Genomic DNA, 15,666 nt, shown 5'->3' on the forward strand with positions numbered 1-15,666 from the left:
CCATGCACAGCCGGTCCACGGCGGGCTGGGTTGCGCGGCGGCATCATTGGTCTAGATTGATCGCTGCGCAAAGCCAAAAACGACAGGCCACAAGGCCTGAAACGACAGGGAGCACGCCATGGACGCGGCAGTCGATGCGGGCACTGGCCAATTCGAACTCACCGAGCAACAGCGCGCCATGAAGGAGATGGCTGAGGCCTTCGCGGCCGATCGGGTCGCGCCGAACGCGCTCGACTGGGACCGGGCAAAGCACTTTCCGGCCGACGTGATCCGCGAGACCGGGCCGCTCGGCCTGGGCGGCATCTATGTCCGCGACGATGTCGGCGGCTCGGCGCTCGGTCGGCTGGATGCGGTGCTGATCTTCGAGGCGCTGGCGCATGCCGATCCGGCCTTCTCCTCCTTCATCTCCATCCACAACATGGCGGCGTCGATGATCGACCGCTTCGGCAGCGACGAGCAACGCCGGCGCTTCCTGCCGAAGCTGACCTCCATGGAATGGCTGGCGAGCTATTGCCTGACCGAGCCCGGCTCCGGCTCCGATGCCGCCGCCTTGAAGACGAGAGCGGTGAGGAGCGGCGGCGACTATGTCTTGAACGGCGCCAAGCAGTTCATCTCGGGCGCTGGCGACAGCGACCTCTATGTCGTCATGGCGCGCACCGGCGGCGACGGGCCCAAAGGCATTTCGACCCTGGTGGTGCCCAAGGATGCGCCCGGCCTCTCCTTCGGCGCCAATGAGCACAAGATGGGTTGGCATATGCAGTCGACCCGCCAGGTCATCTTCGAGGATTGCAAGGTGCCGGCCGAGAACCTGCTTGCCACCGAAGGCGCGGGCTTCGGCATCGCCATGGCCGGGCTCGACGGCGGCCGGCTCAACATCGCCGCCTGCTCGCTGGGCGGCGCGCAGTCGGCGCTCGACAAGGCGCTCGCCTACACGAGCGAGCGCAAGGCCTTCGGATCGAAGATCAACCAGTTCCAGGCCCTGCAGTTCAGGCTGGCCGACATGGAGACGGAGCTGCAGGCGGCCCGCATCTTCCTCTATGCCGCCGCCTCGAAGCTCGATCGCAAGGCGCCGGATGCCGGCAAATGGTCGGCGATGGCCAAGCGCTTCGTCACCGACATCGGCTTCGACATCGCCAACGAGGCGCTGCAGTTGCATGGCGGTTACGGCTATCTGCACGATTACGGCATCGAGAAGCTGGTGCGTGATCTGCGCGTCCACCAGATCCTCGAAGGCACCAACGAGATCATGCGCGTCATCATCGCGCGAACGCTGATCGGCCGCTGAAGCAGCAAATTTCGGGAGACAACGATGGCAACGATCGCCTTCATCGGCCTTGGCAATATGGGCAACCCAATGGCTGCCAACCTCGTAAAGGCGGGGTATGCGGTGCAAGGCTTCGACCTCGTGCCGGAGAACCTCACGATCGCAAAAGAGCATGGCGTCACCGTCATGGCCAATGCCGTCGCCGCGGTGAAGGACGCCGACGTGGTGATCACCATGCTTCCCGCCGGCAAGCATGTGTTGTCGGTCTACGAGGACATCGCGCCCAAGGCGAAGAAAGGCGCCTTGCTGATCGATTCCTCGACCATCGATGTCGAATCGGCACGCAAGGCTCACGCCATTGCCGCCAGGCACGGCTTGCCTTCGATCGACGCGCCTGTGTCCGGCGGCACCGGCGGCGCCACCGCCGGCACGCTCACTTTCATGGCCGGCGGGTCGGATGCAGCATTCGCCTCTGCCGAGCCGATCCTGAAGCCGATGGCCGGCCGCATCGTTCATTGCGGCGGTGACGGCGCCGGCCAGGCCGCCAAGATCTGCAACAACATGATTCTCGGCATTTCGATGATCGGCGTCGCCGAAGCCTTTGTGCTCGCCGAGAAACTCGGCCTGTCGCACCAGGCGCTGTTCGACGTCGCCTCCACCTCCTCCGGCCAGTGCTGGTCACTGACCACTTACTGCCCGGTGCCCGGCCCTGTTCCGGCGTCGCCCGCCAACCGCGACTACAAGCCGGGTTTTGCTGCCGCCCTCATGCTCAAGGACCTGAAATTGTCGCAGGAAGCCGCGCATAGCGCCGGCGCCGTGACGCCCCTGGGCGCCGAGGCGACGCAGCTCTACGCTCTGTTCAATGCGCAGGGCAACGCAGGCGCCGACTTTTCCGGCATCATAAATTTCCTGCGCGGCGATCAAACCTAAGCAGCTGCTTGCAAAGGGTTATTAGCCAAATTTTTTCGACAGAAATCCGGCAAATTTAGATTTGCTTAAGGTCTCGCTAACTCACCGGTAACGATGTGCCTTTAAAACGGACTGCGAGGCGGACATCGCAACCGCCCGGCGCTCCGGATCAGGTCTCGCGTACCGGAGCCCGTAAGTTTCGCAGGTCTCGAGTAGCGAAACGCCATGCTTATCTGGCAAAGCCGCGTTCCCTTCTGGGACGCGGTTTTTGCGTCTGGGCAAGGCTTCGCTGCAGATTCGGGTCGCCGGGCACCCTCCAGCAAGGGCGCCCGGCTGTGTTTTCTCAGCGCTTTCGCAAATCCGCCTCGGCAAGGTCGAGCGCCTTGGCGATGCGCTCGCAGGCCATGTCGATGGTGTCGCGCGTCCAGATCAGCGGCGGCGACAGTATCATCGTGTCGCCGGTGGCGCGCAGCATCATGCCCTGCGAGATCGCGTGATCGCGCACGACGACCGCCGCACTTCCCGACGGCAGGTATCGTTCCTTGGTCGCCTTGTCCTTGACGATCTCTATCGCACCCATAAGACCGATCGAGCGCACCTCGCCGACCAGCCTGTGGCCGGCGATGCGCTCCTGCAGCGCCTGCGCGAAATAGGGACCGGTGTCGGTCCTGACGCGCTCGACCAGACCTTCCCGTTCAATGATCTCGAGGTTCTTCAGGGCCACCGCGCACGCGACCGGGTGACCGGAATAGGTGTAGCCGTGGTAGAACTCGCCGCCCTTTTCGACGAGCGTCCTGCTGATGCGGTCGCCGACCAGGAGCGCCGACAGCGGCTGGTAGCCGGAGGTCAGCGCCTTGGCGGTGGTGATGGTGTCGGGCTGGACGTCAAAGGTCTGCGCCGCGAACCATTCGCCGGTGCGGCCATAGCCGGTAATCACCTCGTCGAGCATCAAGAGCACATCGTATTTGCGGCAGATGCGCTGCACCTCCGGCCAGTAGCTGATCGGCGGGATTTTCACACCGCCCGCACCCATCACCGGCTCGCCGATAAAGGCGGCGACCTTGTCGGCGCCGGCTTGGAGGATGGCGTCCTCGACGGCCTTGGCGGCGCGCAGGCCGAAATCGTGGTCGCTTTCGCCGGCCAGCGCGAGCTCATAGGCATAGGGCATCATCACATGGACGATGTTCGGCACCGCGCCGCCGAGCTGCTTGTGCATGGGCTCCATGCCGCCGAGCGAGGTGCCGGCGATCGTCGAGCCGTGATAGGCCATCTTGCGCGAGATGATCCGGTTCTTCTCAGGCTTGCCTTCGAGCGCCCAATAGTGGCGCACGAGCCGCAGCGCTGTGTCGTTGGCCTCGGAGCCGGACGAGCCGTAGAAGACCTGACCGACATGCTCCGGCGCCAGTTCCGCCAGCTTCTCCGACAGCAGCACCGGTGTAGGCGTCGAACACTTGAAGAAGGAGTTGTAGTAGGGCAGCTCCTTCATCTGGGCGTAGGCGGCCTCCGCCAGTTCGTCGCGGCCGTAGCCGACATTGACGCACCAGAGGCCCGCCATGCCGTCGAGGATTTCCGTTCCGTCGGAATCATAGATGAACGGCCCTTTGGCGTGGGTGATGATGCGAGAGCCCGCTTCACGCAGTTCCTTATGGTCGGTGAAGGGATGGAGGTGATGCGCGGCATCGATCTGCTGAAGCTGCTTCAGCGAATAGTTCTGATAAGTCATGGGTTTGTCTTTCCTCTTGAATCAATCCGGCGGTGGCCGGGGCGGATTCGTCAGAGGAAACGGGGCGGCGAATAGCCGATGCGGGCGCACAGCCGCAAAAGCTCGGCGCGCAGCGTGCGCGGTGACGGCGTCACCGCGACCCCGAAGGCGCCTGATGTGCTGATGCGGACCATGGCGGCACATTAAGCCGCCAACGGCCACCAATTCAAGCTGGACCGGCAAGCGTGCGCTGCAGAAAGACGTAGCGCATCGCCGTCTGCGCGGCCTGGGGCCGGCGATCGCCGCGCCCGCCATGGCCGCCTTCGGTCTCTTCGAAGAACAGCGTCTTGCCGTGACCGGCGGCCTGCAGCCGCGCCGCCATCTTGCGCGCATGCCCCGGATGGACGCGGTCGTCCGCGGTCGAGGTCATCAGCAGCACCGGCGGATAGACGGCACCGGTCGCCACACGCTGATAGGGCGAATAGGCGGCGAGCCATGCCGCCTCCTCCGGCTTTGACGGATCGCCATATTCCGCCATCCACGAGGCACCGGGCGGCAGTTCGGTGTAGCGCAGCATGTCGAGCAGCGGCACGTCGATGAGGACGGCGCCGAACAGCTCCGGACGCTGCGTCAGCGAGACGCCGGTCAGCAGGCCGCCATTCGAGCCGCCCTGAATGCCGAGTTGTGCCGCCGTGGTAATGCCGCGCCTGACCACATCCTCGGCGACCGCGGCAAAATCATCGAACGCCTTCTGGCGCTTACCCTTGAGCGCCGCCTGATGCCACGCCGGGCCGAACTCGCCGCCGCCGCGGATATTGGCCTGCACATAGGCATTGCCCTTGTCCAGCCAGAGCCTGCCGCGGATCCCGGCATAGCCGGGCAAGAGCGGCACTTCGAAGCCGCCATAGCCATAGAGCAGAGCCGGCACCGGTCCCGTCTGGTCGCGCCGCCTGACGACGAAATACGGGATCATCGTGCCGTCCTTCGAGCGCGCCTCGAACTGCTCCGAAACATAGGGCGACGCATCGAAGCGCGGCGGCTGCGATTTCACGGTTTGAAGCGAGTCGCCATTGTCGTCTGACCAAATGATCGAGCTCGGCGTCAGGAAATCGGTGAAGGAGAAGGAGACGCTGGAGCCGAAATGCTCGGCATGGCTGATGCCGACATTGCCGTTGTCGGGCAGGTCGACCGGCTTCACCGACCAGCCATTGCCGGTGCGGTCGCAAACGAGGACCTTGCCGCGCACATTGTCCATCAGGTTGATGAACAGCCGGTCCTGCGTCCTCGCGAGACCTGCGATTGAAACGCGGGGCTCCGGTTTGAGCAGCGTCTCGACCGGTTCGAACGAACCGGTTTCAATCCAGCGGTCGAAATCCACGGAATAGAGCCCATCCGGCAGGCAGCGCGTGCCGTCCGGCGCCGTCCACGGACTGCGGACGCCAAAGACGAGCTGTCCCTTGAAGATCGCCGTGTCGGTCGCGTCGTCGGGCAGCGGGATGCGCCGGTTCTCGCCCGAAGCCATCCGCAGAAAACTGTGCGAGGTGAAGAAGTCGATGGTCTTGCCGAGCATGACATGTTTCTTGTCGCCATCGAACTCCACGCCGCCGCCGACCGCGAGATGATTTTTTTCGCCCTCGAAGATCGACGTTGCCTTCTCCAGCTTCGTGCCGCGCCGCCAGAGCTTGATCACCCGCGGATAGCCTGACTGAGTTTTGTCCTCGTCCTCGAAAGCCGCCGAGACGATCACCGTATCCCTGTCCAGCCAGGAAAAGCCCGACTTCGAAGCCGGTGCCCGGAACCCGTCCTCGACGAAGGATTTGGTCGCAATGTCGAACTCGCGCATCTCGCTGGCGTCGCCGCCGTCCGGCGACATGAACAGCAGGCAGCGGTCGAAATCGGGATAGAGCCGGCTCGCGCCGCCGAACACCCATTTCACGCCTTCCTTGGCCGAGAGCTGATCGAAATCGAGAATCGTTTCCCATTCCGGCTTGTCGGTCTTGTAGGAGGCGACTGTCGTGCGGCGCCACAAGCCCAGCGCGTTGGTCTTGTCCTGCCAAAAATTGTAGACGTAACCGGCGAGCGCCGAACCGACCGGGATATTGTCCTCGGCCGTCATCAGGTCGAGCGCGGTCTCGAATGCCGCCTGATAGGATGAATCGCCCTGCAGTTCGGCGACAGTCGTCGCATTCTGGCGATGGACCCAGTCGAGCGCTTCCTTGCCGTTGCGATCCTCCAGCCACAGGAAAGGATCCTCGACCGGCAATTCAGGCTGGGTTTGGGTCATCGGGCTGGTCATGCGGGTCTCCGGGTCTCGCGGTCCTGCCTACATCGCGTTCGCCGCGCCAACATTCAAGGGCAGCGCTGCCTGCGCTCAGCCAGCCGGCCCTACACCACCTGCCGGCGAATGATGGTGGCGACAGCCAGCGCCGCGCAGATCGTGCCGAGCGTCACCGGAAGCCCCGCGGCGCCGATCAGGTCCATCACGCCGCCGGTCAGCGGCGGCACGAGGATGCCACCGACGCCCCACATCAAGGAGAAGGCGGCATTGCCCGCGACCAGCGCCGAGCCGGTAAAACGCTCGCCGAGCTCGATGATCGACATCGTGTAGATCCCGTAGGACACCGCGCCCCAGATGAAGACGCAAGGCCAGATCAGCGGCGTCTCGATGAGCGCCGGCAAGAGCGCGCAGCCAAGAACCGTCACCGAGACACAGCCGAAGCGCACGAGGCGCGCTGTCAGTCTTTCGGCGAGCAGGCCGAGCGGCACCTGCATGGCGATGTTGCCGGCGATCATCGTCGACAGCAGCGCCGACATGCACGTCTCGGGAATGTCGAAGTGGGTGCCATAGACGGGAAGCAGCGCCAGCACCGACTGCTCGAACCGGCGGCAGCGACGACCGCCGACAGGAGCAGCCAGGCGAGCGGCATGAAGCCCAGCACCGAAACTTTTTCACCTGCCTCGTCGACCCTGGGCAGACGTTTCACCACGACCGCCAGGCAGGCGCCGCAGAAAAGAAAAGCAAAGATGCCGACCAGAAAAGGCGGCCAACCGTCCGTGCCGACCGCCAGCAGGCAGAGCGGCCCGGCCGCGAACCCAGCCGAGATGATGGTCGAATAGACCCCCATGACGCGCCCGCGCCGCGACGGCGGCGCCAGCGCGATCACCCAGATTTCGCTGAGCACATAAAGCGGGTTGGTGACCACGCCGACCAGGAAGCGCAGTGGGAACCACAAATAGACGTCCTGCGTCCAGCCGATCAGCGCCAGCACCAGTGCCGAGAGCCCGGCGCACGTGAGCGCAGTGCGCCCTGCTCCGAACCGGCGCGCCAGCCCCGGAATCAGTGGCGAGGACAGGATGAAGCCGACCGGCGTCATCGCGGCCGACAGGCCGATCACCGCCGGCGACACGCCCTGACGCTGCAGGATGAAGCTCAACAGCGGATAGGAAAGCCCCTGCGCGATGGCGAACACCGACACGGTCGCGATCACGCCGGTAATCGCCGCCCACTGCACCGTCTCGCCGGTCTCTGATTTCGCCAGAGCCATCATTCCTGCTCCATTCAACGGAGGCTTAGCCGCTGCCGGCGACAGCCGTAAGGGCCAACTGACGGCAAGGGCGCATGTTCCAGCCAATCCTTGTCAGGAACGCCGGCAGGGAATGCTTTGGCGGCGGCAATTCGGCGGGCCAATCTGCCCTTCCGTCATGTCGCTTCCCTCGCCCTAGTGGTCGCCGCCTCCTTACCGGCAGCATTGCCGCCGGTCCATTATGCCGACCACTTTCGCATCCCCACGAGGCCTCTCATGACTGCCGCCCTTCATCCCGCCGAACCGGCATTGGCAACAGATCGCGCCCGCCGCGGCGGCCGTGCTGGCAAACGCGCCGGCGGATCGGCAGCCTTCGAGCAGCCGCCGTTCCGGCAGCTTAAGAACCCGCTGGTGCCCACGAGGCTGGTGTCCGACGACGAACTGGAATCGATCCACCTCGCCTCACTGCGCGTTTTGAAGGAGATCGGCGTCGACGTGCTGCATGAGGAAGCCCGCCGCATCATGAAGGCGCATGGCGCCGACGTTCGCGAAGGCAGCGAGCGCGTGCGCTTCGAAAGCGACATGATCCTCGAGCTCATCGCGTACTGTCCGCCGGAGTTCACGCTGCACGCCCGCAACCCGGCGCACAATCTGCGCTTCGGCGGCAACAACGTCATCCTGTCGATGATGGCCTCGGCGCCGAACTGCTCCGACCTCGACCGCGGCCGCCGCCCCGGCAACCAGGTCGACTACCGCAATTTCCTGCGCCTGGCGCAGATGCACAACATCCTGCAGTGCACCGGCGGCTATCCGGTCGAGCCGATCGACATCCATCCCTCGGTCCGGCATCTCGAATGCATCCGCGACCTCGCCACGCTGACCGACAAGGTCTTCCACATCTATTCGCTCGGCAAGGAACGCAATGTCGACGGCATCGAGATCGCCCGCATCGCGCGCGGCGTCAGCCGCGAGCAGCTGATGGAGGAGCCGTCGGTCTTCACCATCATCAACACCAATTCGCCGCTCAAGCTCGACGTGCCGATGATGGAAGGCATCATCCAGATGGCCAGCATGGGCCAGGCGGTGATCGTCACGCCGTTCACGCTCTCCGGCGCCATGGCGCCCGTCACCATCGCCGGCGCGCTGGTGCAGCAGAATGCCGAGGCGCTCTCCGGCATCGCCTTTGCCCAGATGGTGAAGAAGGGCGCGCCGGTCGGCTATGGCGGCTTCACCTCCAATGTCGACATGAAGTCGGGCGCACCGGCCTTCGGCACGCCCGAATACATGAAGGCGCAGCTCGCCGGCGGCCAGCTTGCCCGCCGTTACAATATCCCCTACCGGACCTCCAACACCTGCGCCGCCAACACGGTCGACGCTCAGGCTGCCTATGAAAGCGTCTTTTCGCTCTGGGGCGCCATCCAGGGCGGCGGCAATCTGATGATGCACGGCGCCGGCTGGCTGGAAGGCGGCCTGCGCTGCTCCTACGAAAAGACCATCCTCGACATCGACCTCCTGCAGATGGTGGCCGAATTTCTCACCCCGCTCGATCTCTCCGAAGACGCGCTCGGCTTCGACGCCATCCAGTCGGTCGGCCCGGGCGGCCATTTCTTCGGCACCCAGCACACGCAGGAGCGCTACAAGACAGCCTTCTACTCGCCGATCGTCTCCGACTGGCGCAATTTCGAGACCTGGACCGAGGCGGGCTCGCCGACGGCGCTGGAACGCACCAACAAGGTGTGGAAGGAGCGCCTCGCGGCATACGAAGAGCCCTATATGGACCCTGCCATCCGCGAGGAACTCAACGACTTCGTCGAGAAGCGCCGCGCCGAAGGCGGCGCGCCGACCGATTTTTGATCTTTCACGCCCCGCTCACTCGATTCAGTCTCTGCAAAAACGGACCTATCTTCATGAAATCCCATGTTAAAGCGGTTGTCATCGGCGGCGGTGTCGTCGGCTGCTCGGTGCTCTACCACCTCGCCAAGGCCGGCTGGACCGACATCATGCTGATCGAGCGCTCAGACCTGACCTCCGGCTCGTCCTGGCACGCGGCGGGCGGCTTCCACACCCTGAACGGCGACCCGAACGTCGCCAAGCTGCAGGCTTATACCGTCCAGCTCTACAAGGAGATCGAGGAGCTTTCCGGCCAGTCCTGCTCGCTGCATCTGACCGGCGGCGTGATGATGGCCGATACCCCCGAGCGCATGGATTTCCTGCGGCTCGCCCACGCCAAGGGCCGCTATCTCGGCATGGATACCGAGCTGATTACGCCGTCCGAAGCCAAGGCGATGTTCCCGCTGATGGACGAGAAGAATTTCGTCGGCGCCATGTGGGATCCCGTCGAAGGCCATCTCGACCCCTCCGGCACGACCCACGCCTACGCCAAGGCCGCGCGAAAACTCGGCGCTGAGATCGTGCTGCGCAACCGCGTCGTCGAGCTGACGCAGGAAGCCGACGGCACCTGGAACGTCGTCACCGAGCAAGGCACGGTGAAAGCCGAGCATGTCGTCAATTGCGGCGGGCTGTGGGCGCGCGAGATCGGCCGCATGGTCGGCGTCGAGCTGCCGGTGCTGGCGATGGAGCACATGTACCTGCTCACCGAGCCGATGCCGGAGGTCGAGGAATTCAACAGATCGACCGGCCGCGAGATGATCGGCGTGCTCGACTTCAAGGGCGAGATTTACACCCGCCAGGAGCGCAACGGCATCCTGCTCGGCACCTATGAAAAAGCCTGCAAGCCATGGTCGCCGGTCAACACGCCCTGGGATTTCGGTCATGAACTCTTGCCACCCGACATCGACCGCATCGCGCCGTCGCTGGAGATCGGCTTCAAGCATTTCCCCGGCATCGAGAAGGCCGGCATCAAACAGATCATCAACGGCCCCTTCACCTTCGCGCTCGACGGCAACCCGCTGGTCGGCCCAGTCCAGGGCCTGACCAACTTCTGGTGTGCCTGCGCCGTCATGGCCGGCTTCAGCCAGGGCGGCGGCGTTGGCCTGGCGCTGTCCAACTGGATGGTGCACGGCGATCCGGGCTTCGACGTCTGGGGCATGGATGTCGCCCGCTTCGGCGAATGGGCGACGCTGCGCTACACCAACGCCAAGGTGCGCGAGAATTATTCGCGGCGCTTCTCGATCCGCTTCCCGAACGAGGAACTGCCGGCCGCCCGGCCGGCGCAGACGACGCCGCTCTACGACACGATGCTCGCCAACAATGCGGTCATGGGCGACTCGTGGGGACTGGAAACCCCGCTCTGGTTCGCGCCAAAGGGCACCGAGCCAAAGGACATCGTCTCCTTCCACCGCTCCAACGATTTCGGCCCGATCGGCGAGGAAGTTCGCGCGACGCGCGAACGGGTCGGCGTCACCGAGATCGCCAACTTTGCCAAGTACGAAGTTTCCGGGCCGGGCGCCGAGGATTTCCTCAACCGGCTGATGACCAACCGGATGCCGAAGACCGGCCGCATTGTGCTCACCCCGATGGTCAACGAGTTCGGCAGGCTGATCGGCGACTTCACCATCGCCAAGACCGGTGAGGACCGTTTCATGATCTGGAGCTCTTCGGCCGCGCAGAAATACCATATGCGCTGGTTCGAGAAGCACCTGCCCAAGGATGGTTCTGTGCGCATCCACCGCTTCGACCAGACGCTGGTCGGCCTGTCCATCGCCGGACCGAGCTCGCGGGATTTGCTGCAGAAACTCGTGGACGTCGACGTCTCGACCAAGGCCTTCCGCTTCATGGACTTCCGCGAGATGGCGGTCGGCTGCGCGCCCTGCATGGTCAACCGCATCACCTATACCGGCGACCTCGGCTACGAGATCTGGATGGCCCCCGCCTATCAGCGCCTCGTCTACAAGGCGATCAAGGAAGCAGGCGAGGAATTCGGCCTCGTCGATTTCGGCATGCGCGCGCTGCTGTCGATGCGTCTCGAAAAGAACTTCCCAACCTGGTTCCGCGAGTTGCGTCCGATCTACGGGCCGTTCGAAGGCTCGATGGACCGCTTCATCAAGCTGGAGAAGAACGACTTCATTGGCCGCGAGGCGGCTGCCAGGGAGCAGGCGCAAGGGCCGAAGCTGCGCCGCGTCTCCTTCATCGTCGATGCTGCGGACGCCGACGTGATGGGCGACGAGCCGATCTGGGCCAAGGTCAGCAAGGATTATGGCACGGTGGAGAAACCGCATGGCTACGGCGCGCCGCGCTTCGACGAGACGGGCAAGGAAGTGCGCGGCTCCGAAGCCGCCGAAGGCGCTTCGGCCGTGCGCGGCATCGTCGATGGCGAGTGGCGCGTTGTCGGCTGGGTGACCTCGGGCGGCTATGCGCACTACGTGCAAAAGTCGATGGCGCAGGGCTATGTGCCGGCGGCCCTTGCCGAGGACGAGAGCGCCGGCCTGTTCGAGATCGAGATCCTCGGCCACCGCCGCCCGGCCCGCATCAACGTCGAACCGCCCTTCGACCCGAGCGGCGAGAAGATGCGCACCTGATTCCAGGAAGCCGCAATGTACCGCTTTCGGATCGTGTTGGTGGCCGGCTATATACCAACCGGCCACCAACGCATCAGATGAGAAGACGACCCTTGCGGCAGCTGGAGAAATGGACCGACTGGCTCTGCGATGAACGGGTCGGCCCTTTCAGTGCCGCAATCGCGTTTGCACTTGCCTATTGCCTGGTCCAGATCGTGGTTATGCCGCTCTCGTCCCATTTCGTGGGCACCGGCGTCGGCGTCGACGACGCCGAACAGTTGATGGCGATGCGCTTCCTCGCGGCCGGCTATGGCGGCTCGCAGCCGCCTTTATACACCTGGTTCGGCATCCTCACGGCCTCGCTGGTTGGAACCAGCATTCTCGCGCTCAAGATCGTCAAATACACGCTGCTGGCCGGTGGATTGGTCGCGTCCTTCGCCACAGTGCGCCGCCTGGGCTACTCAGCCCGCGCGGCGACCGCCGCCATGTTCGGCCTGCTGCTGTTTCCACAGATCGTATGGGAGATGCAGCATGCCCTCACCCACTCGGTCGCGGTTTTTTGCTTTTCATCGCTGCTGCTCCTGGCAGTCGCCGAGTTGCAGAAACGGCGCTCGACTACCGCGTATGTGCTGCTTGGCTTGGCGACCGCCGCCGCAATGCTGTCGAAATACAATGAGGTGATCTTTCTCGCTGCGCTGTTCCTTGCGGCGCTGTCCGTCCGCGAAACACGTGAGGCGATCTTCGATCGCCGTTTCCTGATCAGTGTGGTTGTGGCGATCCTCGCCTGCCTGCCCACATTCTACTGGAGCCTCACGCATCTGGGAGACCTGCTGGCGCACAGCGGTGGCCTGGGCGTCGCCGAGGGGGGCAGCGCGGCAAAGACCCTGTCTCGCGGCATCCGCGGCTTGGGCAATGCGATACTCAATTTCGCCGGGCTGCCGGCCACGATCTTTGCTGTCGCGTTTTTCCTGGCGCGCAAGCAATCCGCACCACCGCCCGAGGCCGCACCGTGGCCAGAGACGCTGGTCTGGCGAGCGATAGGCTTCGCCTTGCTGATCACGCTCGTGGTGGTGCTGGCGGGAGGCATCACACAGTTTCGCGATCGCTGGATACTGCCCGTATTCGTGCTGTTGCCGGTCGCCATTGCCATGCGGCTGGACGCGATGGGGGAAAGGGGCAGGAAGACGCAGGCTACAATCGTCTTCGTCGGCGCCGTGATGGCCATCCTGGTGCTTCCGGTAAGCTGGTACATGCAGGTCCACGGCGGCGACAACCGCGGCAGCATCGTGCGCATGGACTACGCTTCGCTCCATCGTCAGCTGACAGTCGACGGACCGGTCGGCACTGTGGTCTCAAGCTGGTTCTGGATCGGCAATCTCCGCCTCGTCGATCCCGATCTCATCGTGCTCGACGACGAGATACCCGATTTCGCCAAATCGATCCGCGAGCCCGCGGTGCTTGTGCTCGCGGATGACGAGGAGCCGGCTTCCGTCATCTTCAAGAGGATCACCGAGGCCGGCTATGTGATGGACACCGTCCATCGGCGCATCGCGGTGCCGCAGTTGGGGAACGCCCCGCGCCAGGTCACGATCACCAGGCTGCACAAGATGACGCCGCAATAGACAGCCAGGGGGACCGCATGGACACACAACGTTTCGGCCGCCACCGCAAGATCATGCCGTTCGAACCCGGCTCCGTCGAGGCGCTGCGCGCCGCCTCCCGCGAGAAGGCTGCCGCGCTCAACCAGCACGCTCTGGGCTATGGCGCGGTAGCCGAAGCCGAATGGGCGGCGGCAGGCATCGCCGCTCCAGACCTGCCTGCCATGCGAAGCTATCGGCTCGAGCGCATCCGCGCCGAGCTCAGGCGCCGCGACTATGCCGGCGCCCTGCTCTACGACCCGGTCAACATCCGCTACGCGACGGATTCGACCAACATGCAGCTCTGGGTCGCGCACAACCCGACCCGCCACTGTTTCGTCGCCACAGAAGGCCCTGTGGTGCTGTTCGACTATTTCTCCTGCGAGCATTTGTCGGAACACGCCGGCGTCGTCGACGAGGTGCGACCGGCGGTGTCGTGGATGTATCTTTATAGCGGCGAGCTGACCGACAAGAAGGTCCGTCGCTGGGCAGCCGGCATCGCCGAGCTCCTTGCCGAGCACGGCGGCGGCAGTAGGCGGATCGCCGTCGACCACATTAATCCGGAAGGTGTCGAAGAGCTTGCCCGCCGCGGCATCACGGTCGGCAATGGCGAGGCGGTGATGGAGAATGCGCGCCTCATAAAGTCGCCCGACGAGATCCTCGCCATGCGCCGCGCCATTGTCGCCTGCGAGGCGGCGATGGGCGAGATGGAAGGGGCGCTGAAGCCTGGCATTTCCGAGAACGAGCTCTGGGCGGAACTGCATCGCGGCAACATCGCGCGCGGGGGCGAATGGATCGAGACCCGGCTTCTGTCGTCCGGGCCGCGCACCAACCCCTGGTTCCAGGAATGCTCGTCGCGCATCGTCGAGGACGGCGATCTCGTCGCCTTCGACACCGACCTCATCGGTCCCTATGGATTTTGCGCCGACCTCTCGCGCACCTGGCTCTGCGGCGATGGCCGGCCGTCCGACGAGCAGCATGACCTGTTCCGCATCGCCGCCGACCAGATCGCCCACAACACGGTATTGATGCGGCCGGGCATTTCCTTTCGCGATCTCGTCGAACGCTCCGCCGTGCCGCCGGGAGACTGCTTTCCGGCGCGCTACGGCGTGCTCTACCACGGCGTCGGTCTGGCGGACGAATATCCGACCCTGCCGCATGCCAGCGACTGGACGGACGACACGCCGGATGGCGTCCTGGAACCCGGTATGGTGCTGTGCGTGGAAAGCTATATCGGCAGGCTCGGCGGCCGCGAGGGCGTCAAGATCGAGGAGCAGATCCTCATCACCGAGACCGGCAACGAAAAACTCTCAGCCTACCCGCTCGACGAAAAGCTGCTTGGAAACTGACCCGTCCAAGCCAAGCTCGGCGATGGCCTCGCGCATGGACGCAACGACGTCCGCCGATGTGGCCCTGGCCGAGATAAACGGCAATCCCTTCCGCCTGGTCGTCCAGCCGACCACTTTCACGCGCCGCGCCGCCGGCTCGAATCGCTGCGCCAATGCCCAGCTCTGGCAGTCGATGGCGGCGATATCGGCCCTGCCCTCGGCGATGGCGACGATCGACGACCGGTGGCCGCCGCTTTCGCCGCACGAGGCGAAGACGCCCAGACTTTCGCCGATCGCCTCCAGGTCGCGCGTCAGCCCGAGCAGCCCGGACATCGAATCCGGATTGTTGAAGATGAAGCGCTTGCCGCGGATGAGATCGAGCGGGATGACGGCCTTGCCATCCTCGGGCGAGCCAACCGACGTCCCGCCATCAGCCGGCATCACCAGCGCGCTGGAATAGAGCTCGCCCTGCCCCCCCTCGAAGGCGTCATAGTCTGGCTGAGCGACCACCTGCACATGCCTGGCAAGGCCGAGCTCCATCGGCCCCCAGCAGGTCTGTCCGAAAAGCAGCGCCGGGCTCAGCCAGAGCTGGTGAAAATCGAACTCGTCCGGGGGCAATGTCGCGGGGTCGGGCGCTATCAGCTTCCCGGCGCCGTCTTGGATGCCGCCGGACACCGGCGGCAGGTCGCGATTGCTGCGCGCCATTCTTTCCGGCGCGTCGATACCCCTCCGTCGAAAAGCGTCGCGGAGCTGCGCCCATTGCGCGTCGATCTCGCCGCGAACTTCCGGCCAGTCATACATCGGCAGAGCCGCAATCAACTTGCTCATGACGAACAGCTTTCAAA

At 64.6% G+C, this 15,666-nt stretch carries 10 protein-coding genes and 1 pseudogene; 6 read left to right on the forward strand and 5 right to left on the reverse strand.

Features of this window, described 5'->3' with window-relative positions; all coding sequences use genetic code 11:
• Positions 1–118 precede the first annotated feature (118 nt).
• Positions 119–1,285 carry an isobutyryl-CoA dehydrogenase gene (locus P9254_RS03600; RefSeq protein ID WP_127245701.1) on the forward strand — a complete coding sequence of 389 codons (1,167 nt, stop codon included), beginning with the start codon at positions 119–121 and terminating at the stop codon, positions 1,283–1,285.
• A 24-nt stretch (positions 1,286–1,309) separates the two neighbouring features.
• Complete coding sequence (gene mmsB, locus P9254_RS03605) at positions 1,310–2,194, forward strand: 3-hydroxyisobutyrate dehydrogenase (protein WP_278053702.1); 885 nt, start codon at positions 1,310–1,312, stop codon at positions 2,192–2,194.
• Positions 2,195–2,516: 322 nt separating this feature from the next.
• On the opposite strand, the gene P9254_RS03610 is transcribed toward mmsB, so the two are convergent.
• The 4 genes and pseudogenes from P9254_RS03610 to P9254_RS03625 all read right to left on the reverse strand — a co-directional run bounded on the left by P9254_RS03610 (position 2,517) and on the right by P9254_RS03625 (position 7,420).
• Positions 2,517–3,896, reverse strand: a complete 1,380-nt coding sequence (locus P9254_RS03610) for an aspartate aminotransferase family protein (protein ID WP_278053701.1) — start codon at positions 3,894–3,896, stop codon at positions 2,517–2,519.
• 50 nt (positions 3,897–3,946) lie between these two features.
• On the reverse strand, positions 3,947–4,069 hold the full coding sequence (locus P9254_RS03615; RefSeq protein ID WP_066999731.1) for a capsid protein: 123 nt from the start codon (positions 4,067–4,069) through the stop codon (positions 3,947–3,949).
• 32 nt (positions 4,070–4,101) lie between these two features.
• Entirely contained in the window at positions 4,102–6,171 is a 2,070-nt protein-coding gene (locus P9254_RS03620; protein WP_278053698.1) for a prolyl oligopeptidase family serine peptidase, read from the reverse strand.
• A gap of 89 nt (positions 6,172–6,260) precedes the next feature.
• Positions 6,261–7,420: pseudogene (locus tag P9254_RS03625) on the reverse strand (MFS transporter).
• A 255-nt stretch (positions 7,421–7,675) separates the two neighbouring features.
• Between P9254_RS03625 and P9254_RS03630 the strand changes: the two are divergent.
• The 4 genes from P9254_RS03630 (at position 7,676) to P9254_RS03645 (ending at position 14,842) form a co-directional block, all read left to right on the forward strand.
• On the forward strand, positions 7,676–9,253 hold the full coding sequence (locus P9254_RS03630; RefSeq protein WP_095801932.1) for a trimethylamine methyltransferase family protein: 1,578 nt from the start codon (positions 7,676–7,678) through the stop codon (positions 9,251–9,253).
• A 53-nt stretch (positions 9,254–9,306) separates the two neighbouring features.
• Positions 9,307–11,877, forward strand: coding sequence for a GcvT family protein (locus P9254_RS03635; RefSeq protein WP_278053696.1), 2,571 nt, complete (start codon positions 9,307–9,309; stop codon positions 11,875–11,877).
• 92 nt (positions 11,878–11,969) lie between these two features.
• Complete coding sequence (locus tag P9254_RS03640; protein WP_278053695.1) at positions 11,970–13,478, forward strand: ArnT family glycosyltransferase; 1,509 nt, start codon at positions 11,970–11,972, stop codon at positions 13,476–13,478.
• Positions 13,479–13,495: 17 nt separating this feature from the next.
• Positions 13,496–14,842 (forward strand): M24 family metallopeptidase, encoded by a 1,347-nt coding sequence (locus P9254_RS03645; protein ID WP_278053694.1) that lies wholly within the window; start codon positions 13,496–13,498, stop codon positions 14,840–14,842.
• Here the strand turns inward: P9254_RS03645 and P9254_RS03650 are convergent.
• Positions 14,804–15,649 carry a phosphate/phosphite/phosphonate ABC transporter substrate-binding protein gene (locus P9254_RS03650; RefSeq protein ID WP_278053693.1) on the reverse strand — a complete coding sequence of 282 codons (846 nt, stop codon included), beginning with the start codon at positions 15,647–15,649 and terminating at the stop codon, positions 14,804–14,806. The genes P9254_RS03645 and P9254_RS03650 overlap by 39 nt on opposite strands.
• Positions 15,650–15,666: the final 17 nt, after the last annotated feature.

This window comes from Mesorhizobium sp. WSM4983 (genome assembly GCF_029625765.1).
Lineage (GTDB): Bacteria > Pseudomonadota > Alphaproteobacteria > Rhizobiales > Rhizobiaceae > Mesorhizobium.